This window comes from Sulfitobacter sp. S223 (assembly GCF_025143825.1).
In the GTDB taxonomy this organism is placed as follows: Bacteria; Pseudomonadota; Alphaproteobacteria; order Rhodobacterales; family Rhodobacteraceae; genus Sulfitobacter.
This window is the reverse complement of the sequence record NZ_CP083560.1, coordinates 2,164,570-2,188,348: the sequence shown is the minus strand read 5'-3', so window position 1 is coordinate 2,188,348 and position 23,779 is coordinate 2,164,570. Positions and strand designations below refer to the sequence as shown.

Below are 23,779 nucleotides of genomic sequence, written 5' to 3'. Positions count from 1 at the left end.
TGCCCGCAGGCGCCGCCCTTTGCGCTGGACCACATCCAGACGCGCTGACATAAACCTCTCATGGTTAGTCTCAATCGCGTTGTCATGGGGCCCGCGTCCCGCCGGATGATACAAGAACTCAAGCCGCACCGTCTGCAGGTGGCTGAAATCTCCGGCAATTATGGCCAACAGTTTGATTTTAAAAAGTATGAGCAGTTCCGCTATCCGGAATATGATATCTGCGCGGGTCCTTATCTGGACCCTGAAACCGGCAAGCCGCGCAAGTTTGACCTGATCCTGGCAAATCAGGTGTGGGAGCATCTGGACCGCCCCTACATAGCGACGCGCCACGTGCGACAGATGCTGAAAAAGGGTGGAAAATTCTGGGTGGCTGTACCCTTCTACGTGCCCTTCCATGCGGCCCCGATGGATAATTCGCGCTGGTCCGCGCGTGGCCTGAAAAACTTCCTGATCGAATGCGGGTTTGAAGACCATTTGGTCCAGTCGTTTCAGTGGGGCAACCGCCATGTCGCCAAACGGAATCTCGAAGAAAACTGGCCGCCAGAATACATCGAGGGCGAAGATGACATCGAAGACGATCCAATGATGCCGATCTGCGCCTGGGCAATGGCCGAGCGTAGCTGATGCGTGGGTCATGGCCATTGATGCTGGCGCTTTGGGGCGCGGGGCTGGGCGCGGCCATGCAATACGCCAAGATTTCCGTGATTTATGATTTGCTGGGCGACGTTTATCCGGATGGCGGTGTCGCGCTCGGGTGGCTTGTGTCCGTCGTTGGCGGGATTGGCATTGTGCTGGGGGTGGTGGCGGCAATGCTGGTGGCGCGGGTGCGCTACCGCCGCGCATTGCTGGGCGCTTTGTGGTTGGGCGCGCTGGTGTCGCTGGGGCAGGCGCTGTTGCCGCCGTTGCCTGCCATGCTGGCCCTGCGGTTGATCGAAGGGATCTCCCATCTGGCCATTGTGGTTGCCGCCCCCACGCTGATTGCGCAGATCGCCACAAATGCGCAGCGCGGCTTGGCCCTGTCGCTTTGGGGCACGTTCTTCGGGGTAGCTTTTGCCGTGATGGCGTGGGGCGGGCGGCCCCTTGCGATCACAGCGGGGATACCTGCGCTTTTTGCGATGCATGCTTTGTACATGGCAGGCTTTGCGATCTATCTTAGCCCGCGCTTACGGACCCTGCCGCAAGAGGGAGAGATACCGACATTCTCGCTTAGCAGCATTCTGGCGACACACCGCGCGATCTATGCATCCTCGCGCATTTCCGCACCGGGACTGGGCTGGCTTTTCTACACGTTTTGCTTTGTCTCGATCCTGACGGTATTGCCGCCCTATCTGGACCCCGCGGTGCGCACTGCAGTTATGGGCAGCATGCCCTTGGTGAGCATCGCTGTTTCAATGACCCTTGGGGTTATAATGCTGCGCTACATGTCCGCTGTACTGGTTGTGACACTCGGCTTCGGCCTGTCGATGCTGTGCATGATGTGGCTGTGGGCGGTACCCGCATTGCCCTTGGCCTGTCTGGCGCTGGCCGGTGCGATGGGGCTTATTCAAGGGGCCAGCTTTGCCGCTGTTCCGCAGCTGAATGACACAGCAGTCGCGCAGACGCAGGCCAACGGGGCGATGGCGCAAATGGGGAACCTCGGGAACACGCTTGGCACACCTGTGATGGCGCTGGCGCTGTCCGCATGGGGATACCTCAGCCTGCCAATCTTGGCCGGTGCAGCCTTCGCTGGTGGGTTGATCTTGCACATCTGCTTTGCTGCGGTACGCAGAAAGACTTGATGTTTACGATTTGTTCGCACTTATCCATTGGAGAATCTCACAACCCCGCCTATATCGCTTAGGAACGTTGGGGGTGTCTGAATGGCCGAGTTGAAGAACATCGAAGTGCGCGGCGCGCGCGAGCACAATCTCAAAAACATCGACGTGGATATCCCGCGCGATCAGTTGGTGGTGATCACGGGCCTGTCGGGGTCAGGTAAATCGAGCCTTGCGTTCGATACGATCTATGCCGAAGGCCAGCGCCGCTATGTCGAAAGCTTAAGCGCCTATGCGCGGCAATTCCTTGATATGATGCAGAAACCCGATGTGGATCACATCTCGGGTCTTAGTCCTGCCATCTCGATCGAGCAGAAGACGACCTCGAAGAACCCGCGCTCCACCGTTGGCACAGTGACTGAGATTTACGACTATATGCGGCTGCTCTTTGCGCGTGTTGGTACGCCCTATAGCCCTGCAACCGGAAAACCGATTGAGGCACAGCAGGTGCAGGATATGGTTGACCGGATCATGACGATGGAGGAGGGAACCCGCGCCTATCTGCTGGCCCCTATCATCCGTGATCGCAAGGGCGAGTACCGCAAAGAATTCCTTGAGCTGCGCAAAAGCGGCTTCCAGCGCGTTAAGGTCAACAACGAGTTCTATGAGTTGGACGAGCCGCCCACGCTGGATAAAAAGTTCCGCCATGACATTGATGTGGTCGTGGACCGTATCGTGGTGCGCGAAGGGCTAGAGACGCGGCTGGCAGACAGTCTGCGCACTGCGCTGGACCTTGCCGACGGTATCGCCATCCTTGAAACAGCCCCAAGCGAGGGGGAGCCGGAACGCTTCACTTTCTCCGAGAAATTCGCCTGTCCTGTCAGTGGTTTCACCATCCCGGAGATTGAGCCGCGCCTGTTTTCGTTTAACGCACCCTTCGGGGCGTGCCCGTCTTGCGATGGTTTGGGCAAGGAGCTGTTCTTTGACGAACGTCTGGTCGTGCCGGACCAGACATTGAAAATCTATGACGGCGCGTTGGCTCCGTGGCGCAAGGGCAAAAGCCCGTACTTCAAGCAAACGATCGAGGCGATAGCGAAGCACTATGGCTTCAGCCAGAATGCCAAATGGAAAGATCTGGACCCGAAAATACAGAAAGTATTCCTTTACGGCTCTGGAAAAGAAGAGATCAAATTCCGCTATGATGAAGGCGGGCGCGTGTACGAGGTCAGCCGTGTCTTTGAGGGCGTGATCCCCAACATGGAGCGCCGCTACCGCGAGACCGACAGCAACTGGATTCGCGAAGAGTTTGAGCGTTACCAGAACAACCGCCCGTGTGGCACCTGCGAAGGGTATCGTCTGCGCCCCGAAGCGTTGGCCGTTAAGATTGGGACGCCTGACCATCTGTTACACGCGGGGCAGGTTGTGCAGATGTCCATCCGCGAAGCGTTTGATTGGTGCAGCAGCGTACCAGACGCCCTCAGCCCGCAGAAAAATGAGATCGCCAAAGCTATCTTGAAGGAAATTCGGGAACGTCTCGGATTTCTAAATAACGTTGGATTAGAATATCTTACACTTGCACGTTCAAGCGGTACGTTAAGTGGCGGTGAAAGCCAGCGCATCCGTTTGGCCAGCCAGATCGGTTCTGGCCTGACGGGTGTTCTGTATGTGCTGGACGAGCCCTCTATCGGTTTGCACCAGCGCGACAATGACCGCCTTCTGCTGACTCTCAAGAACCTGCGCGATCAGGGTAATACCGTGATCGTGGTGGAGCATGACGAAGAAGCGATCCGCGAAGCCGACTATGTCTTCGACATCGGGCCGGGTGCGGGTGTGCACGGTGGACAGGTCGTCAGCCACGGCACGCCCGATCAGGTCGCTAACGATCCGAACTCGGTGACGGGGCAATACCTGACTGGTGCGCGGTCAATCGAAGTGCCCGACAAGCGGCGTAAGGGTAACAAGAAAAAGATCAAGGTCGTCAAAGCCAGCGGCAACAACCTGCATGACATTACGGTCGATTTTCCGCTGGCAAAGTTCGTCTGTGTCACCGGCGTATCCGGTGGGGGCAAATCGACGCTGACGATTGAGACGCTGTTTAAAACGGCGTCGATGAACCTGAACGGGGCACGGCAAACGCCCGCCCCCTGCGAGACCATCAAAGGGCTGGAGCATCTGGACAAGGTCATCGACATTGACCAACGCCCCATCGGGCGCACGCCGCGGTCGAACCCTGCCACCTATACAGGTGCTTTCACGCCCATCCGTGACTGGTTTGCGGGCCTGCCCGAAGCCAAAGCGCGCGGCTACAAGCCGGGCCGCTTCAGCTTTAACGTCAAGGGTGGGCGCTGTGAGGCCTGTCAGGGCGACGGCGTCATCAAGATCGAGATGCACTTTTTGCCGGATGTCTATGTCGAGTGTGAGACCTGCAAAGGCAAACGCTACAACCGTGAAACGCTGGAAGTGAAGTTCAAAGGCAAAAGTATCGCCGACGTGCTGGATATGACCGTCGAGGATGCACAAACTTTCTTTACTGCGGTGCCGTCGATCCGTGAAAAGATGGATGCGCTGATGCGTGTGGGGCTTGGCTATATCAAGGTGGGTCAGCAGGCGACGACCCTGTCGGGCGGCGAGGCGCAGCGCGTTAAGCTGTCCAAGGAACTAAGCAAGCGGTCCACCGGACGAACGCTATATATTCTGGATGAGCCGACCACAGGTCTGCATTTCGAAGATGTGCGTAAGTTGTTGGAAGTTCTTCATGAATTGGTCGATCAGGGGAACTCGGTCATCGTGATCGAGCATAATCTAGATGTGGTGAAAACCGCTGACCACATCATTGATATAGGACCCGAGGGTGGTGATGGCGGCGGCAAAGTTGTGGCCACTGGCACGCCAGAACAGGTTGCTGAAGTGCCGGAAAGCTACACAGGTCAATACCTCAAGCCGATGTTGCAGAAGAAAACAAAAGTGGCCGCTGAATAGCGGCCACCGGTTTCGACTGAAATTTTATAGAAGTTAGTTTAGGTTGGAGATAATCGCCGCAGCGCCTAATATGCTGAGCGCTTTGTCCAGATCGCTGTCGCCACGATCACGACCAAGGCGGCTGTGATCGTAACCGTGCTGCCGCTCGCGTCGGGCTTCACGGTTCTCGCGGGGCTCTCTGTCTTTGCGCTCCGCGCGATATTTCTTTTGGTGTTGTTTGTATTTGTGGTGACGCTCGGAAACCTGAACGGGTTTTGCAGCACCAGAGACGATTTGTGTAAACTCAGCGGATTGGCCGGTGTAATAGCTTGCAGACCCATGGGATGAGGCGGCAAATGCGGCTGTGGCAGACCCGAAGCCAATGCTTGCTGCGGTGATGACATGAACGATACGCATGGTGCGTTTCCTTTCTATTGTTACAAGGCAAACGACCGGTTGGCCCCATTGTTCCGCCTTTTCCGCTGCCTACACACAAGTGTGATAGCCATTGGGCGCCGGACACAGCCTGTCCGCGTTATCACGGCGCGCTTAGGCACAGGTCCAAAAGGCGGCGAAACTGGTCCGCGTCCAGCACGTCAAACCGGCCCGATAGCTCTTCGATCTCATCTGCTTTTGCACGCCCCAGAACAGGGTCGGAAAAGCGGTGAAACTTCTCCGAAATCTCGGCGTCGCTGAGCGGCTGGTCTGTGTCGCCGCGCGGGGTGCGGGGCTCTGATGTAAAGGCGCGTCCGTCTGTGGTGCGCAATGTAACTTCGGCCCAGCGTTTGCCGACAGAAATCTTGGTGTAGTGATCATCGTCAATCAGGGTCGTGGCCCTGCTGACCCGAAGAATGTCCGGGTCGTTCAACGCTTCAGCGGCAAGCTCGGGCACGCCGATCTGGCCACGCACAATCATGCAGGCGACCGGAAAGGCGATAGAATAGCTGAATTCGTCCAAAGTCTGGGGGCTGTGTCCCGCAAGGCGCGTTGCGTTGTGGAACGTGCGGATCTCAACACCTGCAATATCGGTGTGCGTCAGGCTGTGGGTGGCCATCAGGTCTGCGGCAGCATCAATGGACGGGTGAGCCCAACGGCAACACGGGTAAGGCTTATAGCTGGTGTCCTCGACTGTGCGCCACGCAGCGCCCAGATCTTTCCAGAACGCGGGCGCTTCTTCGCATGTAAGCGCGGGAGCGCCGGTGAATCCTTCGCGTGCCATATAGGCCGCCGTCAATCCAGAAGGCGCGCCCCAACCGACGCCGTCACGCAGCATGGTGGGGTGGTCGATGCAGCGCATCATCTGACTGCGGGGGCCGTGAAACTCTCCAATACCGGCCGCATGTCTGATCTGTGTCTCTGTCAGGTCCAAGGCCCGCGCGATCGCGGTTGCGATACCCGTCGACGTCCAGGACCCCGAGGTGTGGTAATCAGGGCAGGTAGCGTGTTGTGCCAGTCCAGCGCGGTAGCTCACCTCATAGGCGATGGAGAGCCAGATTGCGAATTCAGCACCCGTCACCGGACGGTCCAGCGTGTCGGCCAGCGCCAACAGGGCAGGGAACACGGCAGACCCCGCATGTCCCTTGCACGGTGACGTGGTGTCATGCGCGTCGATCGCATCTATGGTGAATGCGCCCGCCATCGCAGCGCCCACAGGGCTGACGGAACCGCCGTGCAGCAGAATACGCGCCGCACCTGCATTACCGGCCCCGAACAGCGCCGAAGCACTGCGTCGGGCCACATCCGCCATATGCGTTGTCGATGCGACCGCTGCTGTGCCCATGGTATCGGTGAAAGACCGCCTGAGGGTCCAGAGAAGCGCCTCGGGCAGCTGCTCATAGCGCAGCGTGGCAGCGAACGTCTCAAAAGGCAGGGGCATGATAAGATCCTTAGGCTGGTACAGGGACCAGCCTAAGGCTTACCGAACGTCGAAAATGCCCGAATGCGACATCAGCTGTTTCGTCCGCGCGCCTCGAAACGGGGCAGCATCGCCGAGAAATCCTTGCCGCGGCCGCCTTCTTCCTCGACAAATTGCGCGTAGAGCGCCTGTGCAAGCGCGCCCATCGGGGTATCTGCGTTCACCGCTTCGGCCGCTTGCTGGCTCAACCCAAGGTCCTTGAGCATCAACTCCGCCGCAAATCCGGGGGTGTAGTCATTATCCGCTGGGGTTTTCGGGCCAACGCCGGGCGCAGGGCAATAGGTGTTCATCGACCAGCTTGATCCGGAGGACGTGCTGACGACATCGAACATCTTTTGGCGATCAAGGCCAAGCTTATCCGCAAGCGCGAAGGCTTCGCAGGTGGCGACCATCGTGGCGCCAAGGATCATGTTGTTGCAAATCTTGGCCGCTTGGCCTGCGCCTGCTTCGCCGCAGTGAACGGCCTTTTGGCCCATGATATCAAACAGGTCGGACGCCGCCGCAAAGGCATCGTCGGTGCCACCTGCCATAAAGGTCAACGTGCCGCCAGCCGCGCCGCCGACGCCACCCGACACGGGCGCATCAACGAAACCGATACCCGCGTCAGCCGCCAACGCGCCGACATCCCGTGCGCTTTCTACATCGACAGTGGAACAATCGATCAGCGTGGCACCCGTTTTCATGGCGGGAAGGATGTTGGCAGCAACCGAACGCAGGATCGCACCGTTTGGCAGCATGGTTATGACAAAATCTGCGCCGTCACAGGCGGCTTCGGCTGTTTGGGCCACCGCGACACCAGTGGCCGTCGTGCCTGCTGTGTCAAAGCCCGTTACGGTGTGCCCCGCCGCAGCCAGATTGGCCGCCATCGGCGCCCCCATGTTCCCCAGGCCGATAAATCCGATGTTAAAGCTGCTCATGTCAGTCTCCCGTGTGAAGGTAAGTGCATTTTTTCCCAAAGGCGCCAACATCTTAGAGACCGCAATCGCAGGCACATCGCCTTGCGCATATTGCCATTTCGGTTGGCGGTCTTTGTCGATGATCGCCGCGCGGATTCCCTCAAGGAAATCGCCGTGCTCCATCGCCCGCGCGGTAAATCGGTATTCAAGGTCCAGCGCTTTTTCCATCGTAAGCGACGGACCACGCAGCCGGTGGATCATCTCCACAGTGCAGGCCATCGACAGAGGTGAATTGCGCCCCATCATTTTCAGCGCTGCCGACGCGAACTCACCGCCATCTGCCTCTAGCGTGCGTTTGATATCCCCCAGCGCCTCACCTGCGAACAGTGCGGTGATCTGCTCTGATTGAGCGTGCAACATGCCTTCGGGTGGTGTGTCGGCATGGGACGCGATGCAGCTGGGGTCTCCGGATTTCTCCAGTTCGGCGGTCAGCTCTGGCCACTTTAGTTCTGGAACGTAAGTATCTGCAAATCCAGCATATATTGCATCGCTGGCACCCATCCGGGACGCTGTGATGCCCAAGTATTCGCCAAGCCTTCCAGGGGCCAGCGCCAGCATCAAAGAGCCGCCGACATCCGGTACCAGGCCGATACCAACCTCGGGCATAGCGATCTGGCTTGTCTCACCCACGATGCGGTGCGACCCGTGACAGCCGATGCCAACGCCGCCGCCCATGGTGAAGCCTTGCAACAGCGAAACGACGGGTTTCGGGTAGTTGAAAATCTTGTTGTTCAGCCGGTATTCATCGGCCCAGAACTTCTGGCCATAGGCAAAATCACCGCGCGTACCAGTGGCATAAAGCTCGGCGATATCGCCGCCCGAACAAAAGGCGCGATCCCCTTCGGCATCAATCAGCACAAGCGCAACGGCATCATCCGCCTGCCAGCGATCCAGTGCGTCCTCAATTGCCAGACACATCTGATATGTCATGGCATTCAATGCCTGGGGGCGGGTCAGGGTAATGCGCCCCGCACGCCCCGTTACGCGGATATCAATATCGCTCATGCCAATGGCTCCTTAGCGGTTTTTCAGCATATCGCGGGAAACGATCACGCGCATGATCTCATTCGTGCCTTCAAGGATCTGGTGAACCCGCAGATCACGGACCAGTTTTTCAATGCCGTAATCAGCCAGATAGCCATAGCCGCCATGCAGTTGCAGGCATTGATCCACAACGCGGCTGCCAGCTTCGGTCACAAACTTTTTGGCCATGGCGCAGAATTTGGTCGCGTCGGGGGCGCCATTGTCCAGCTTCCATGCAGCTTGACGCAGGAAGATACGCGCCGCTTGCAGTTCGATCTCCATATCCGCGAGGCGGAATTGTAGGCCTTGAAACTGGTCAATCGGTTTGCCGAAGGCTTTCCGCTCGCCCATATACTCAAGCGTTTTCGTCAGCGCGGTCTGCGCAGCGCCAAGTGAACAGGCAGCGATGTTCAAACGGCCGCCGTCCAGCCCCATCATCGCATATTTGAAACCTTTGCCTTCTTCGCCCACCAGATTTGCGGCGGGAATGTTGCAATTGTCAAACTGAACCTGCGCGGTGGGTTGGCTGCGCCAGCCCATTTTATCCTCTAATCCACCAAAGCTGAGACCTGCAGTGCCATCTTCGACATAGACCGTCGAGACACCCGCGGCACCGTCATCTGCGGTACGAACCATGCACACATAGGCGTCTGAATATCCGCCGCCCGAAATGAACGCTTTGGTCCCGTTCAATGTGTAGCCCTCGTTGGTGCGTTCTGCGCGGGTCCGCAAAGCGGCGGCGTCCGATCCTGATCCGGGTTCTGTCAGACAATAGCTCAGCACGGTCTTCATCGACAGGATATCGTCCATGATCCGCGCCTTCATCTCATCAGAGGCGAAGCTATCAAGCATCTTTGCGCACATGTTGTGGATCGACAGAAACGCAGCAACCGAAGGGCAAGCCATCGACAAGGCTTCGAACACCAGCGTTGCATCCAGCCGCGAAAGACCAGCGCCGCCGCCTTCTTCAGAGACATAAAGCCCGCCAAACCCCAGTTCCGCGATCTGCGGCCACAATTCTTTGGGGATGGTTTCTGCCTTTTCCCAAGCCTGTGCATGAGGTGCGATATGCTCCTGCCCAAAGGCATAGGCCATATCAAAAATGGCGTTCTGTTCTTCGCTGAGTGCAAAATCCATGTCGTTCTCCCGATGTTTTGAGACGTGGGTAAGGCCCAAATCTTTCAGGAGTTTGTCAACGCAGCCTTTCTCCTCGTGCTGCGAGACGGGCGGCGCAGATGTCGCGCCGCCCACTCCCGTTGGTCTTGTCTATAACCTCTCATCCGCGTGTAGGGAAGGGTAGGTCATAAAGGCTGTCTTATTCCATAACCGGAATGGAGAACTCGCCGCCTTCTTTGATGCCCGAGGGCCAGCGCGCGGTCACGGTTTTGGTCCGCGTGTAGAACTTGAACGCGTCCGGCCCGTGCTGGTTCAGGTCACCAAAGACGGATTTCTTCCAGCCGCCAAAGGTGTGATAGGCCAGCGGTACAGGGATCGGCACGTTGATGCCAACCATGCCGACGTTGATCCGGTTCGCAAAATCGCGCGCCGCATCGCCGTCACGGGTAAAGATCGCGGTGCCGTTGCCGTATTCGTGATCCATGGCGAGGCCGACAGCCTCTTCATAGGTTTGCGCACGCACACATGTCAGCACAGGGCCAAAGATTTCCTGCTTGTAGATGTCCATGTCTTTTGTCGCGCGGTCAAAGAGGTGAGGACCGACGAAAAAGCCTTCTTCGTAACCCTGAAGTTTGAAATCACGGCCATCGACGACCAGCTCGGCACCTTGATCGATGCCGGTCTGAACCAGACGTTCGATGTTGGCCTTGGCAGCCGCTGTCACAACAGGGCCGTAGTCCACATCCTTGCCAGAGGTATATGGCCCGACTTTCAGCTTTTCGATGCGTGGCACCAGCTTTTCAATCAGGCGGTCAGCGGTTTCATCGCCAACAGGCACAGCAACAGAGATCGCCATGCAGCGTTCGCCCGCAGCGCCGTAGCCTGCGCCGATCAGCGCATCAGCAGCCTGATCCATGTCCGCGTCTGGCATGATGATCATGTGGTTCTTCGCGCCACCGAAACACTGGACGCGTTTGCCCTGCGCACAGCCCGTGCCATAGATGTATTCAGCAATCGGGGTAGAGCCGACAAAGCCCACCGACTGGATCACATCGTTATACAGGATCGCGTCCACAGCTTCTTTATCGCCGTTGACGACCTGCAGGATGCCCTTTGGCAGGCCTGCTTCTTCGGCCAGTTCGGCCAGCATGAGCGGCACAGACGGATCACGCTCGGACGGCTTCAAGATAAACGCGTTGCCGCAAGCAATCGCAGGGGCGAACATCCACATCGGGATCATCGCAGGAAAGTTGAACGGCGTGATACCCGCTGTCACACCCAGCGCCTGACGCATAGAGTACATATCAATGCCGGGGCCAGCGGAATCGGTGAACTCACCCTTCAGCATTTGCGGCGCGGCAATACAGTATTCCACAACCTCAAGGCCACGCTGCACGTCGCCGGCGGCATCTGGCAGGGTCTTGCCGTGCTCGCGGCTCAGTGCTTCGGCCAGTTTGTCCATATCGCGGTTCAGCAGATCGACCAGCTTCATCAGCACGCGTGCGCGGCGCTGCGGGTTGGTTGCGGCCCATTTGGGCTGTGCTGCGGCGGCAAAAGCCACGGCCTGTTCCAGCTCTTCCTTGCTGGCCAGCGGGCATTTCGCCTGCACTTCGCCCGTTGCCGGGTTCATAACATCTGCAAAGCGACCTGATGTGCCTTTGACATGGGCGCCGTTGATATAGTGAGTGAGCTCTTGCATGGGGATCTCCTGTTGGGTTTCCCGCAGTGTAGTCTTGCAAAAAGATCAGGGGTAGAGGTAAGTTTTCAAAATTGTCTTGCATTTTTGTCGGTATCCATGCGGTTCCCTGCAAGGCGTTGAATGAAAGGGACACGCGGTGCAGAACTGGGATGACATGCGGCTGTTTCTTGCCGTGGCACGGGAACAAAGCCTGTCGGCAGCGGGCAAAGTGCTTCGGTTGGACCCTGCCACACTGGGGCGCCGGATGGCGCGGCTTGAGAAGACGTTGCAGGTGGCCTTGTTCGTAAAGTCGCCACAAGGATATGCGCTGACTGAAGCAGGGTCGCAATTTCTGGAGCGGGCAGCCGTGGTAGAGCGGGCCATGCGCGGCGTGGCCGTGGGGGCGATCGCACAGAGTGATACGCTAACTGGCCAGATCCGGTTGGGAGCGCCAGACGGCTGCGCGAATTTTTTGTTGCCACAGATCTGTGCCGCCATCGGGCGGGATAATCCCGGCCTGGACATCCAGATCGTTGCATTGCCGCGGGTTTTCAACCTGACCCGGCGCGAGGCCGACATGGCGATCGGTGTCAGCGCGCCGACTGCGGGGCGGCTGGTTGTGCGGCAAGTCACCCAATATCGCCTGCATCTTGCGGCCTCGCAGGAGTATCTGGCAACGCATGGTCCAATAAACGATCTGGCCTCCCTGAAGGATCATCGCATGGTCGGCTACATTCCCGACATGATCTTTGACCGCGAATTGGACTATCTGGCTGATCTGGGGGCAGGGCGGGTTGCTCTGGCGTCCAATTCTGTCTCGGTTCAGGTGAATATGGTGCGGCAGGGCGCGGGCGTGGGCGTGGTTCATGATTTCAGCCTGCCTTTCGCGCCGGGGGTCCAGCGGATTTTGACCGATGCGGTCAGCCTCAAACGGGCCTTTTATCTTATCCGGCACGCAGATGATGCGCGAAATGAGCGGCTTGCACGTTTTGCCAGCCTGATGACGGCGGGGCTTCGCGCCGAGGTGGCGCGCCTCGAAACACTGAGCGAGACAGACCTGCACCCTTGACAGATCGTCCATCGCCGCGCGACGATACAGGGACTTCAACACGCGACCATGGGAGGACGATCTATGTTGGTGTCTCAAATCCTGAAATCCAAGGCGGATGACAGTGTGGTGACGGCTTTGCCCTCAATCACGATCGAACAGGCTGCACGTGTCCTGTCAGAGCGGCGGATCGGGACGCTGATCATCACGCGTGATGACCGCACGCCAGACGGAATCGTTTCGGAGCGGGATATTGTGCGTCGTTTGGGCAGCGCCGGTGGGGCGTGTATGGCAGAACCGGTGAGCTCGGTCATGACGACGAAATTGATCACCTGTACCCGCGATATGCAGGCCGATGTCGTGCTTGAGAAAATGACCGAGGGGCGATTCCGCCACATGCCGGTTCTGGAAGACGGTGCGCTGATCGGGCTGATTTCTTTGGGCGATGTGGTAAAGGCGCGCCTGATGGAGCTGGCAATGGAAAAAGACGCGCTTGAAGGGATGATCAGAGGACATTAGCCGCCCTTGCATCTGCTGGCCGCGCGTGTTTGCTTGGGGACTGTAACTCACTGATCCAAGGAGCGCCGCCCATGCGCGTTGGCCTATATCCCGGCACATTCGATCCCATCACATTGGGGCACATTGATATTATCCGCCGTGCGGCCACATTGGTCGATAAGTTGGTGATCGGTGTTGCCATCAACCGCGACAAGGGGCCGCTGTTCACGCTGGAAGAACGGGTGGCACTGATCGAGGAAGAATGTGCGGCGCTCGCCAAGGAAACCGGAGTCGAGATCGTCGTCCATCCCTTCGAAAATCTGCTGATCGACTGTGCGCAAGACGTGGGTGCAGGTATTATCATCCGTGGATTGCGGGCTGTGGCTGATTTCGAATATGAATATCAGATGGTTGGGATGAACCGGCAGTTGAACAAAGAGATTGAAACCGTCTTTTTGATGGCCGAGGCCCAGCACCAGGCGATTGCGAGCAAGCTGGTCAAAGAGATTGCCCGTCTTGACGGGGACGTGAGCAAGTTTGTCACGCCCCGCGTCAATGCCGAGCTAAAAGCGCGCTTCGCCAAATAGGCGTCAGGCGCGCGACATGATTGTCGCGGTATCAAGCATGCGGTTGGAAAAACCCCATTCATTGTCATACCACGCCAGAACGCGCGCCATATTGCCCTGCTGAACCGCTGTCTGGTCCAGCGCAATGATGCTGCTGCGTGCGTCATGGTTGAAGTCAATCGAGACCAGCTTTCTGCTGGTCACGCCCATCACACCGTTCATGCCTTCTGCGGCGGTGCTAAGGGCGCTGTTGATCTCGTCCGGTGTCGCGTCTTTGTCCAGCTCCACAACCAGATCGACACAGGATACATTGGGTGTTGGCACCCGGATGGCGGTGCCCGAGATGCGGCCGGCAAGCTCTGGGAGCACAAGACCTACGGCTTCTGCGGCGCCGGTTGTGGTGGGAATCATCGACATCGCAGCTGCGCGGCCACGGTAGAGATCACTGTGCGCGGTATCATGCACGGGCTGGTCACCCGTGTAGCTGTGAACAGTGGTCATATACCCCCGTTTCAGCCCGAATGCGCCGTGCAGCGCATGGGCCAGCGGAGCAAGGCAGTTCGTTGTACATGATGCGTTGGACACCACCGTGTCACCAGCGGTCAGGATGTCGTGGTTGACCCCGTAAACGATGGTTTTCAGATCGCCTTTACCGGGGGCAGAGATCAGTACCTTCTTTGAGCCGTTTTTCAGGTGTCGCCCGGCAGCTTCAACGCTGCGAAAAACACCGGTGCATTCCAGCGCGATATCCACGTCCTGCCATGGCAAATCCTCTGGCGCCCGTTCGGCCGTGACCCGGATCGGTCCACGGCCAATGTCCATCACACCGTCACCCCATGTGACATCGTGGCCAAAGCGGCCGTGCACGCTGTCGTATTCAAATAGATGCACGTTGGTCTCAAGCGGAGCCAGATCGTTGATCGCCACCACTTCGATATCGTCGCGACCACTTTCGACAAGCGCGCGCAACACGTTCCGGCCAATGCGGCCAAATCCGTTGATGCCAAGTTTGATTGTCATAATTCCACCCGTTTGAAAGCATGTTTGCGCTAACATATTCAGTTGGACGTGAACGTCAAGCCGAAGCTGAAAGCAGTGTCATAGAAGTGATCAGGGAGGGGGATCTAGCGCCAGAAGGCCAGCCATTCTATTAAATCGGCAAGCTTTTTGCCAAGAAATACAGAATGTTCGGTCCCGTAGTAGATATAGTCTACCAAAATGGCGCCCACGATCAGAAAACCCAGCACAAACGCGATCTTGTTGGTCATGGCACTGGCCCTTTCAATTGCCTGCCCCTTTTAGGGCAGGCAAGGTGGTGCGGCAAGTCCTAGCCAAGCTGGCCCATGGCAACGGCAACATCCGCCATACGCACGGAAAACGCCCATTCGTTATCATACCATGACAGGACCCGAACGGTGCGGCCGGCCACTACGATGGTCTGGTCTGGTGCAAAGATCGAGCTATGCTCGGTGTGGTTAAAGTCGATCGAGACTTTCTGCTCTGGGTCATAGGCAAAAACGCGCGACATATAGCCTTCGGCAGCTTTCTTGGCTGCAAGGTTGATCTCTTCGACCGTTACGTCACGGGATGCGGTAAAGGTCAGGTCAACGGCGCTGACGTTTGGTGTGGGGACGCGCATCGCGGTACCGTCAAGCTTGCCTTTAAGTTCGGGCATGACTTCGCCCAATGCTTTTGCGGCACCAGTTGACGTGGGGATGATCGCCATTGCGGCGGCGCGGGCGCGGTACAGGTCTTTGTGACGGCGATCCAATGTCGGCTGATCGCCTGTATAGCTGTGGATTGTTGTCATCAGGCCGCTTTCGATGCCGACTGAATCATGCATCACGCGTGCCAGCGGCGCGAGGCAGTTTGTGGTGCAAGACCCGTTAGAAATCATGGTGTCGGATGCCAGAAGCTGGTCATCGTTCACACCGAAGACAATCGTGCGGTCCACGTTTTTGCCAGGTGCTGACAGCAGTACTTTCTTCGCACCCTGTTCGATGTGGGTGCGGGCCTTGTTGCCGTCGTTGAACTGGCCTGTGCATTCCAGCACCACGTCACAGCCGGACCAGTCCAGCTCTTCCATGTTGTAGGTCGACATCACTTCGATGTCGTTCTGTCCCAGATTGAGGTAGCCGTCGTCGATCGTGATCTCGTTGCCAAAGCGGCCATGTACTGAATCGTATTTAAGCAGGTGGGCTGCTGTCTCGATCGGGCCAGTGGCGTTCAGCTTGATCACCTGAATGTCTTCGCGGGCAGATTGGGCGATGTGGGACAGGGTACAGCGGCCGATGCGGCCAAAACCGTTAATACCTACTTTGATGGTCATGGAAGGCTCCTTGGGTGATCAGGTTGCGACTGCTATAGACGCCGACTGCGGGCAGGGGCCAGAGCCAAAGCCCCCTAGAAATCACATGTTAGCGTTAAAAGTTAAGGTTAGCGGTAACATCTTTGCGCCATCCGGCATTGGCAATCAGGCCGCACTGCTCTACATCGGTAAACTAGAAAAATCGGAGCGTTTTTATGAGTGGATTGATTGCCCTGCTGGACGATGTCGCAGCGATTGCAAAGGTTGCGGCCTCATCTGTGGATGACGTGATCGGGCAGGCGACCAAAGCCTCGGCTAAGGCCGCGGGTGCTGTGATCGATGACGCTGCGGTGACGCCGAAATACGTGCACGGCTTCGAGGCCAAACGCGAGCTGCCGATCATCTGGCGCATCACCAAAGGATCCTTGCGCAACAAGCTGGTGTTCTTGCTGCCTGCCGGTTTGCTGCTGTCCAACTTCGCACCGTGGGCCATTTCACCTTTGCTGATGCTGGGCGGGGCCTACCTGTGCTTTGAGGGTGCCGAAAAGGTTGCCTATGTTCTGGGCTGGAGCGAGGGCCACGAGGACCATCCGCACAAGGAAACGACGGTCTCTGATCCCGCCGCGCTTGAGGAAGAAAAAGCCGTTGGCGCCATCAAGACAGATTTCATTCTGTCAGCCGAGATCATGACCATTTCGCTTGCGGCAATTCCGACAAGCAACTTTTGGATGGAGGCGGCCACATTGGCAGCTGTGGCTGTGATGATCACAGTCGCGGTCTACGGCTCTGTCGCGCTGATCGTTAAGATGGATGATATTGGCCTCGCCATGGCCAATCACGGCCGCCTGTCGCCGACCCGCTCATTTGGTCGTGGCTTGGTGAAGGCGATGCCGGGCTTTTTGCGGTTGCTGACGATCGTGGGAACTGCTGCCATGCTTTGGGTTGGTGGATCAATTATCGTGCACGGGCTGAAGGATGTTGGTTTTGCGGCACCTGCGAATTTGATCCACGATGCTGCCTACGCAGTGGGTCACATGATGCCGGAAGGCTGGGTGGGTGCGACGGAGTGGCTGGTGAAGGCGACTATCGACGGCGTTCTGGGCTTGGTACTTGGCATGATCCTGATCCCGTTGGGGGAAAAGGTCGTGACGCCGATCTGGCGCAAGGTATTTTCCAGGTAGCGATCTGCTGATTTCCAGGGGGTAATGCGCTGTCCGTCCGAAGGGCAGGTGTTCGGTTTTCTGACAGATGGATTATCTCGCAGATATCAATGCCGGAAAAGCGCAAATCCGGCTATTTGGACTGAACCTGTCAAAGGGGAGATTAGTCTTGTGTGTCCAACCGGCGATCAATGATACCTGCTAGCACTTGTGCAACTGCGAGTACGACGATCCCTACATGGCCATAGATGACATAGTTGAGAAAAATCTGACCCCATGCCTCACCGGCAAAAAGGCTCAGGATTGCCGCAACGCCACCGCTCATGATTGCTGTCAGGATGTATGCCATGCTCGACGTTCCCCTTATTGTTGTTTGTACCGTTACTTATTCAACCTATGCGTTAATAAAACACTAATAACGATTAAAACGCCATAGGTTCTAATGCATAGAATTTAGGTTTTATTGGGTAGATGTGGCTGAAGATCGCCTGAAATGTGGCGGAATTAGCGTAAAACAGCCGAAATCGACGATTGTCCGTATCCCAAATAGAAACAATAACGGCGGAACCTTGGGAAAGGTTCCGCCGCGTCTGATCTGCTTAATTTTGTTGAGAAAGTGATTCTCGCCTAGGTAGCGATCAAATCCATATTACTACCTATGCTAGAGTAGTGCTTTTGCCTTTTCGGCCACGTTCGCTGCTGTAATGCCGAACTTCACGAAAAGCTCGTCCGCAGGGGCAGAGGCGCCGAAGCGGTCCATGCCGACGAAATCCGCTTTGCCGAATTTGCCGCGCTCACCCAGCAGCCACTGATCCCAACCCTGACGCACGCCTGCTTCGATACCGACGCGTACTGCGCCACCCGGCAGAATACGCTTGCGGTAGGCATCATCCTGCTGCGCAAACAGCTCCATGCACGGCATGGATACAACCCGCGTGCCAATGCCTTCGGCTTGCAACAGATCGCGTGCTTCGAGCGCTACCTCAACTTCGGAGCCGCTGGCGATCAGGATCACCTGACGTTTGCCTTCGGCATCGATAAGCGTGTAGGCACCGCGCGCTGTCAGGTTGGTGTTCTTATGCTCGGTCCTCACGGTTGGCAGGCCCTGACGTGTCAGCGACAGGACAGAAGGCGTGCCGGTTTGCGTCAGTGCAATTTCCCATGCTTCCGCTGTCTCGATTGTGTCGGCAGGACGGAAAACCAACGTGTTGGGGGTCGCACGGCTGATGGCCAGATGTTCGACCGGCTGGTGGGTCGGGCCGTCTTCGCCCAGACCGATGCTGTCGTGCGTCATGACATAGACAACGGGCATTTGCATCAACGCGGACAGGCGCATCGCAGGGCGCGCATAGTCAGTGAAGCACATGAACGTACCGGAGTAGGGGCGCACACCGCCGTGCAGCGCCATGCCGTTCATCGCGGAGGCCATGCCGTGTTCGCGGATACCCCAGTAAACATAGCGTCCACCGCGGTTATCCAGATCGAATACACCCAGATCGGCTGTCTTTGTGTTGTTGGAGCCGGTCAGATCGGCAGAGCCGCCTACGGTTTCAGGCATGATCGGGTTGATGACTTCCAGCACTTTTTCCGAAGAAGAGCGTGTTGCAAGCTTTGGTGCCGTCTCGGACATCTGCTTTTTGAAGGCCTTGATCACGGCTGACAGCTTTTTCGGAGCTTCTCCGGCCAGTGCCCGGTTGAAGGTCTCACGCTTGCCGCGTGGCATGCTGTCAAACCGCTCTTCCCATGTTCTGCGGGTGTCCGCGCCGCGGCTGCCGATGGCTTCCCATGCGGATTTGATGTCGGCGGGGATGTCGAAGGGGGCAGAGGTCCAGCCCCATGCTTCTTTTGCGGCAACCATCTGGGCAGGGTCGGTCAGCGCGCCGTGGCCCTTGGAGGTGTCCTGTGCAGCATGACCCAACGCGATGTGCGTCTTGCATGCGATCATGCTGGGCGTGTCGGTCTTTTTCGCTGCGGTCAGGGCTGCGTCGATCTCATCCGGGTTGTGGCCGTCGATCTCTTGGACGTCCCAACCTGCCGCAAGGAAACGCGCGACCTGATCGGTGGTGTCGGACAGGGTCACCGGACCGTCGATGGTGATGTTGTTATTGTCCCACATCACGATCAGCTTGCTCAGCTTGTGGCGACCGGCAAGCGCGATGGCTTCCTGGCTCACGCCTTCCATCAGGCAACCGTCACCGGCAATGACATATGTGTGGTGGTCCACAATCTTGGCACCGTAAGTGGCGCGCTGGATTTCTTCGGCCATGGCAAACCCGACAGAGTTCGCGATGCCCTGACCCAACGGGCCTGTCGTGGTCTCAATCGCATCGGCAAGGAAGTTTTCGGGGTGGCCGGCAGTGCGGGCACCCATCTGGCGGAAATTCTTGATTTCTTCGATCGGGAACTGCGCGTCACCAACAAGGTGCAGAAGCGAATAGATCAGCATTGACCCGTGACCAGCCGACAGAATGAAACGGTCGCGGTCAGGCCATGTTGGCTGGGACGCATCAAATTTCAGGTGGTTCTGAAACAGGACCGTGGCAACATCGGCCATCCCGATAGGCATACCGGAGTGGCCGGAGTTTGCAGCAGCAACAGCATCAAGTGTCAGCGCACGAATGGCGGCGGCCTTGGACCAGTGATCGGGGTTCGCAGTTTGAAGGGCTTTGAGATCCACGCGCAGGGACTCCTTATACAAGCTAGAAGACGTTTCAGGTTCCATATCAGGGCAGAAGGAAAGATCAAGCTCGCGCGGTAGCGCGTTTGTTAAGGCGGGGGATGAAGATTTCGGCTCAACCCGCTGTTCTGAAAGGGGGGCAGCATTTTATTGTGGCATTGGATAGGATCGCACCAATATTGGGCACAAACCGATTCGTCATAAGGTAAGGTCGGTGTGCTACAGATTGAGTGAGAGAGGCATATGAGCGATATCGAAGAACTTCAGCGGCGGATCACCGCAGCGATGGATCAGGTCGCATTCGGTCTGGAAAAGCTGGCACCGGCCACAGCCGCCGGGCCTGACGCTGAGACAGTCAAGCTTTTGGAAGAAGAACGCACAGCGAATGCACAACTTCAGGAACGTGTGCGCGGCTTGCGCACTAAATCCGAGACAGAAACCGCGACTTTACGCGCCAAGGTCGAAGAGGGCGAGGCACGCATGGCCCAGCTTGATATCGAATTGCAACGCGTCCGCCGCGCAAACGCCCAGCTCAGCGATGCCTGCGCGGCATTGCGGGACGCCAATGCAGAAGGCGTGGGCGATGCGCATCTGATTAACAAAGCGATGTTGGCAGAGCTTGAAGCCCTGCGCGCTGCGCGCGCTGCCGATGTCGCCGAAGCGTCTGTGATCCTTGCCAGCCTCCAGCCGCTGGTGGATGCCGCCACGACAAGCCCCAGCACGCAAGGAGACGCATGATGCCAGAGGTCAAAATTGCCATCGGCGGTCGCTACTTTGACGTTGCCTGTCAGGAGGGCGAGGAAAGCTATCTGCACGCCGCTGCCAAAATGCTGGATGACGAAGCCCAAGTGCTCGCCGATGCCGTTGGCCGGATGCCAGAAGCGCGCATGCTGCTGATGGCGGGCCTGATGCTTGCTGACAAAACGGCAAGCGTCGAGGATAAGATCGCCGAAGTCCGCGCCGAGCTGGCAGAGCGAGAAGCAGAGCTGGCCGGTCTGCGCAATGTTGTCGTGGAACCGGAGCGCATCGAAGTTCCGGTCGTGCCGCAATCGGTCACTGATACTCTGGCGGAAATAGCCGCCCGCGCCGAGGCGCTTGCCGCTGAGGTTGACGAAAAGGTCGGCGGCTAAAGCATGTCTGAAAATCCGGCGCGCTTGCTGTATCAGCGAGCGCGCCTTTTTTGATCTAAACAGTCCCTTGATGCGGTTGGGTGGATCGATAGTCCTCTCTCATTTCGTAGAGTAATTATAGATAGCTTTGCTGGTCAGGTGCTGGGCATCGTCCTGTTGTCTATTGCGATGATACACGGGCAACCAATGCTTGTTTTGCGTCTTCCTAAACACAATTGAATCTTGTTGGAGCGCTTAAAGACTCTTAGGTCCGGAACTTTGAGGCGTCGGCTTTGATATTCGTATTTCAAAGCCTCTGCCCATCTATCCGTGCTGACCAGAATTCTCTTGGACGGTTAAACGGGAGGGAGCTGTGAAAAAGCCGACATTACATGATGTCATGTGCGATAGCTGATCGCCTTCTTCCAGCGCGTGCGTGACATTGCCCACCAGCAAGGTTGCACTGGCGTCCCTCTCATCCGTTTTGACGCAAAGCGACTTGCAGATCATCTGGGGGACCTTGCAAAAAGTGATCTAGATGGCTTGGCTGTTGTCGGCCTTGAGGGCGACGCGCTGCTTGTCCCGTTTCAGGCGCTCCGGAAAATCAACACGCCGGTCGTCATCAACGGACAAGACTAGCTGACATCGTCGAATACGAAACACAGGCCGCAGCGTTTAATCATTTTGGACAAAGCGACCAGCAGCCGTGATTATTGCGATAGCTTCGCGGAAAAGCAGCCGAGAATGGCGTCGAAGTGACCGAGCTTTCGACCAACCAGCAAGGTCAGCTTGTCACCGTACTTCCCGCCTATGTCGATGCGTTTGACAGGTTCGCAGTGCTTAATGCACGGCAATCCCAAGGCGCGTCAGGAATGGCGGTTGGATCAGGTCGTGAACGCGCTCAGCGCTTCGCGTAAAGTGGACATTGGCGCGTATGCGAGTTTTTCCGGCTCCTTGGCGTGGCCGTATATCCATCCGCGGCCGCAGTGCGCAGCGGGTCTGATTGAGATGGCTTTTGATGAGCTGGCAAAGCGTTGGTGACCCGTTCTGAACCAAGCAGAAGATTTCGGTGCCGATGTTTGCTATGAACTCCACTCCAGTGAGGATTTGCATGATCGCGTCACTTTCGAGATTTTCATTGAACGCACCGGCAGTCACGACCGCGGCTAATGCTTTGTTATCCCGGCCACTCTGTGCTGAAGTGCATGGATTACCTCGACAAAATTGACATCTACAAAGACCGCATTCGGATGTTCCATATGAAAGATGCGATCAGCCGCCCTCAATTATTGCCACGGCAATCGAACTGACCGTGGTTGGCATGACGTCTAATGCGCCGGTCTCTGGTACGTTCACGATAAGGTCTGTATTGGTAACACAGGATAACGCGATGGATTTCTATTATGCTGACAGCCCGTTCTGACACTGCATAGAAAGCCGCAGATCATTAAACGAACACGCGTTGCCCCACCAATCGGGGCGACGCATCAATAAAGGGCCGAGCAGATGTTTTTGGGAATCGATGTTGGAACGTCCAGCGTCAAAGCGATACTGATCGATGACGCCCAGACCATTCTGGCGCAGGGTCATGCAAGCCTGACGGTTGAGCGGCCGCATGTCGGCTGGTCCGAGCAGGACCCCGCAAGCTGGATCATTGCCTGCCAAACGGCCATTGAAGGAATCCGCGCCGCCGCACCGCAAGCCTGGGCACAGTTGAAAGCCATTGGTGTTTCGGGGCATATGCACGGCGCCGTTCTTTTGGATGCAACCGACACGCCATTGCGCCCCTGCATCTTGTGGAACGACATGCGCTCAAGCGTCGAATGCACCGAGCTTGAGGCGAAAGCAGATTTCCGCGGCATCGGCGGTAACATCGTCATGCCCGGATTTACAGCGCCAAAACTGGCGTGGGTTGCAAAGCACGAACCAGAGGTTTTCGCAAGAATTGCGAAGGTCTTGCTGCCAAAAGACTATGTGGGGCTGTGGCTGACGGGTGATCACGTTGGCGATATGTCCGATGCAGCTGGCACGTTATGGCTGGATGTAGCGAACCGCAAATGGTCAGAGCCATTGCTGAAGGCCACCGGCCTATCCCAAGACCAGATGCCCCGCCTTGTCGAAGGCGCCGAAATGGCTGGCGCATTGCGGGGCGCCCTTGCGAAAGAATGGGGTGTCGGATCTGTCGTCGTTGCAGGCGGCGCAGGCGATAATGCGGCAACTGCTTGTGGCTTGGGGGTGACCGAACCGGGGGCAGGGTTCCTGTCACTTGGAACCTCGGGGGTGTTGTTTGCAACAACACAGAAGTTTGCGCCAAATACCGAAGGTGCCGTTCATGCGTTTTGCCATGCCGTCCCTGACACATGGCATCAGATGGGGGTAATCCTATCTGCTACCGACAGCCTGAACTGGCTGTCCGAGATTGCGTCACGTCCGGTGGCCGAATTGGCCGCAATGGTCCCGCACAAGCCTGCCGCCCCTTCGGATGCGCTGTTCTTGCCTTACCTCAGCGGAGAGCGCACCCCCCATAACGCGCCTTTCGCCAAAGCGGGCTTTTTCGATCTGACGCGGCGCACAACAATGCCCGACATGGTGCAGGCGGTGATGGAGGGCGTGGCCTTTGCCTTTGCTGATTGCAAGCGTGTGCTGGAAGCGGCTGGCACGCAGATTGACCACGTCTATTTGGCGGGTGGCGGCAGTAGGTCGGATGCGTGGCTGAATATCATCGCCTCCGCGACAGGGCTTACCTTGCTCAAACCTGCGGACGGTGACGCAGGCGCTGCATTGGGGGCTGCACGCCTTGGTATGGCGGCCAGTCAATCGCTAACGCACCCCGAGATATTCAGAACGCCAAAGGTTGATAAAGCCTTTGAGCCTGAAACAGCCCTTCGGGATGCTTACCAAGAAAGGTATCTCGCTTACCAAAATGCGTATCAGGTGGACAATTGAAGCCGGAAAATATTACTGATCAGGACGTTGTCCGCAGCACCTTTGCCTGCACCAACAAGCAGGTTTA

Annotated in this window: 21 protein-coding genes and 1 pseudogene; 11 read left to right on the top strand and 11 right to left on the bottom strand. The window is 57.4% G+C overall.

The window, feature by feature from the left end:
- Positions 1 to 60 precede the first annotated feature (60 nt).
- From K3757_RS10510 to uvrA, 3 genes are all read left to right on the top strand, one after another.
- A complete protein-coding gene (locus tag K3757_RS10510; protein ID WP_259995410.1) occupies positions 61 to 624 on the top strand; it encodes a class I SAM-dependent methyltransferase in 564 nt (187 codons plus the stop codon).
- Entirely contained in the window at positions 624 to 1,778 is a 1,155-nt protein-coding gene (locus tag K3757_RS10505; protein ID WP_259995409.1) for an MFS transporter, read from the top strand. Before K3757_RS10510 ends, K3757_RS10505 begins: the two co-directional genes overlap by 1 nt.
- A gap of 81 nt (positions 1,779 to 1,859) precedes the next feature.
- Positions 1,860 to 4,733: an excinuclease ABC subunit UvrA gene (uvrA, locus tag K3757_RS10500; RefSeq protein ID WP_259995407.1), complete on the top strand. Its 2,874-nt coding sequence runs from the start codon at positions 1,860 to 1,862 to the stop codon at positions 4,731 to 4,733.
- A gap of 33 nt (positions 4,734 to 4,766) precedes the next feature.
- Here uvrA and K3757_RS10495 read toward each other — a convergent pair whose 3' ends face one another.
- From K3757_RS10495 to K3757_RS10475, 6 genes and pseudogenes are all read right to left on the bottom strand, one after another.
- Positions 4,767 to 5,129: a hypothetical protein gene (locus K3757_RS10495; RefSeq protein WP_259995405.1), complete on the bottom strand. Its 363-nt coding sequence runs from the start codon at positions 5,127 to 5,129 to the stop codon at positions 4,767 to 4,769.
- Between the two features lie 121 nt (positions 5,130 to 5,250).
- Positions 5,251 to 6,588 carry an MmgE/PrpD family protein gene (locus tag K3757_RS10490; RefSeq protein ID WP_259995404.1) on the bottom strand — a complete coding sequence of 446 codons (1,338 nt, stop codon included), beginning with the start codon at positions 6,586 to 6,588 and terminating at the stop codon, positions 5,251 to 5,253.
- Between the two features lie 71 nt (positions 6,589 to 6,659).
- Positions 6,660 to 7,544: a 3-hydroxyisobutyrate dehydrogenase gene (mmsB, locus tag K3757_RS19025; protein WP_311201758.1), complete on the bottom strand. Its 885-nt coding sequence runs from the start codon at positions 7,542 to 7,544 to the stop codon at positions 6,660 to 6,662.
- A gap of 78 nt (positions 7,545 to 7,622) precedes the next feature.
- A pseudogene (locus tag K3757_RS19020) lies at positions 7,623 to 8,588 on the bottom strand (enoyl-CoA hydratase/isomerase family protein); the annotation flags it as partial.
- Between the two features lie 12 nt (positions 8,589 to 8,600).
- Positions 8,601 to 9,743: an acyl-CoA dehydrogenase family protein gene (locus K3757_RS10480; protein WP_259995398.1), complete on the bottom strand. Its 1,143-nt coding sequence runs from the start codon at positions 9,741 to 9,743 to the stop codon at positions 8,601 to 8,603.
- Between the two features lie 178 nt (positions 9,744 to 9,921).
- The gene (locus tag K3757_RS10475; RefSeq protein ID WP_259995396.1) at positions 9,922 to 11,421 is read right to left on the bottom strand and encodes a CoA-acylating methylmalonate-semialdehyde dehydrogenase; all 1,500 of its coding nucleotides are present in this window, start codon (positions 11,419 to 11,421) and stop codon (positions 9,922 to 9,924) included.
- 154 nt (positions 11,422 to 11,575) lie between these two features.
- On the opposite strand from K3757_RS10475, the gene K3757_RS10470 reads away from it, so the two are divergent.
- From K3757_RS10470 to coaD, 3 genes are all read left to right on the top strand, one after another.
- The gene (locus tag K3757_RS10470) at positions 11,576 to 12,469 is read left to right on the top strand and encodes a LysR family transcriptional regulator (protein ID WP_260001234.1); all 894 of its coding nucleotides are present in this window, start codon (positions 11,576 to 11,578) and stop codon (positions 12,467 to 12,469) included.
- A 63-nt stretch (positions 12,470 to 12,532) separates the two neighbouring features.
- Complete coding sequence (locus tag K3757_RS10465) at positions 12,533 to 12,967, top strand: CBS domain-containing protein (protein ID WP_259995394.1); 435 nt, start codon at positions 12,533 to 12,535, stop codon at positions 12,965 to 12,967.
- 71 nt (positions 12,968 to 13,038) lie between these two features.
- On the top strand, positions 13,039 to 13,533 hold the full coding sequence (gene coaD / locus K3757_RS10460) for a pantetheine-phosphate adenylyltransferase (protein ID WP_259995392.1): 495 nt from the start codon (positions 13,039 to 13,041) through the stop codon (positions 13,531 to 13,533).
- Positions 13,534 to 13,536: 3 nt separating this feature from the next.
- On the opposite strand, the gene gap (K3757_RS10455) is transcribed toward coaD, so the two are convergent.
- From gap (K3757_RS10455) to gap (K3757_RS10445), 3 genes are all read right to left on the bottom strand, one after another.
- Positions 13,537 to 14,532, bottom strand: coding sequence for a type I glyceraldehyde-3-phosphate dehydrogenase (gene gap / locus K3757_RS10455; protein ID WP_259995390.1), 996 nt, complete (start codon positions 14,530 to 14,532; stop codon positions 13,537 to 13,539).
- Positions 14,533 to 14,636: 104 nt separating this feature from the next.
- Positions 14,637 to 14,780: a hypothetical protein gene (locus K3757_RS10450; protein ID WP_259995388.1), complete on the bottom strand. Its 144-nt coding sequence runs from the start codon at positions 14,778 to 14,780 to the stop codon at positions 14,637 to 14,639.
- Between the two features lie 59 nt (positions 14,781 to 14,839).
- Positions 14,840 to 15,841: a type I glyceraldehyde-3-phosphate dehydrogenase gene (gene gap / locus K3757_RS10445; protein ID WP_259995386.1), complete on the bottom strand. Its 1,002-nt coding sequence runs from the start codon at positions 15,839 to 15,841 to the stop codon at positions 14,840 to 14,842.
- Between the two features lie 194 nt (positions 15,842 to 16,035).
- Between gap (K3757_RS10445) and K3757_RS10440 the strand changes: the two genes are divergently transcribed.
- A complete protein-coding gene (locus tag K3757_RS10440; RefSeq protein WP_259995384.1) occupies positions 16,036 to 17,001 on the top strand; it encodes a DUF808 domain-containing protein in 966 nt (321 codons plus the stop codon).
- Positions 17,002 to 17,143: 142 nt separating this feature from the next.
- Here the strand turns inward: K3757_RS10440 and K3757_RS10435 are convergent, their stop codons facing one another.
- Positions 17,144 to 17,329 carry a hypothetical protein gene (locus tag K3757_RS10435; RefSeq protein ID WP_259995383.1) on the bottom strand — a complete coding sequence of 62 codons (186 nt, stop codon included), beginning with the start codon at positions 17,327 to 17,329 and terminating at the stop codon, positions 17,144 to 17,146.
- Between the two features lie 312 nt (positions 17,330 to 17,641).
- Entirely contained in the window at positions 17,642 to 19,657 is a 2,016-nt protein-coding gene (gene tkt / locus K3757_RS10430; RefSeq protein ID WP_259995379.1) for a transketolase, read from the bottom strand.
- 243 nt (positions 19,658 to 19,900) lie between these two features.
- On the opposite strand from tkt, the gene K3757_RS10425 reads away from it, so the two are divergent.
- The 4 genes from K3757_RS10425 to xylB all read left to right on the top strand — a co-directional run bounded on the left by K3757_RS10425 (position 19,901) and on the right by xylB (position 23,712).
- Positions 19,901 to 20,395 carry a hypothetical protein gene (locus K3757_RS10425; RefSeq protein WP_259995377.1) on the top strand — a complete coding sequence of 165 codons (495 nt, stop codon included), beginning with the start codon at positions 19,901 to 19,903 and terminating at the stop codon, positions 20,393 to 20,395.
- Positions 20,395 to 20,787, top strand: a complete 393-nt coding sequence (locus K3757_RS10420; protein ID WP_259995375.1) for a cell division protein ZapA — start codon at positions 20,395 to 20,397, stop codon at positions 20,785 to 20,787. Before K3757_RS10425 ends, K3757_RS10420 begins: the two co-directional genes overlap by 1 nt.
- Positions 20,788 to 21,609: 822 nt before the next feature.
- Complete coding sequence (locus K3757_RS10415; RefSeq protein ID WP_259995373.1) at positions 21,610 to 21,807, top strand: hypothetical protein; 198 nt, start codon at positions 21,610 to 21,612, stop codon at positions 21,805 to 21,807.
- 465 nt (positions 21,808 to 22,272) lie between these two features.
- Entirely contained in the window at positions 22,273 to 23,712 is a 1,440-nt protein-coding gene (xylB, locus tag K3757_RS10410; protein ID WP_259995371.1) for a xylulokinase, read from the top strand.
- Positions 23,713 to 23,779: the final 67 nt, after the last annotated feature.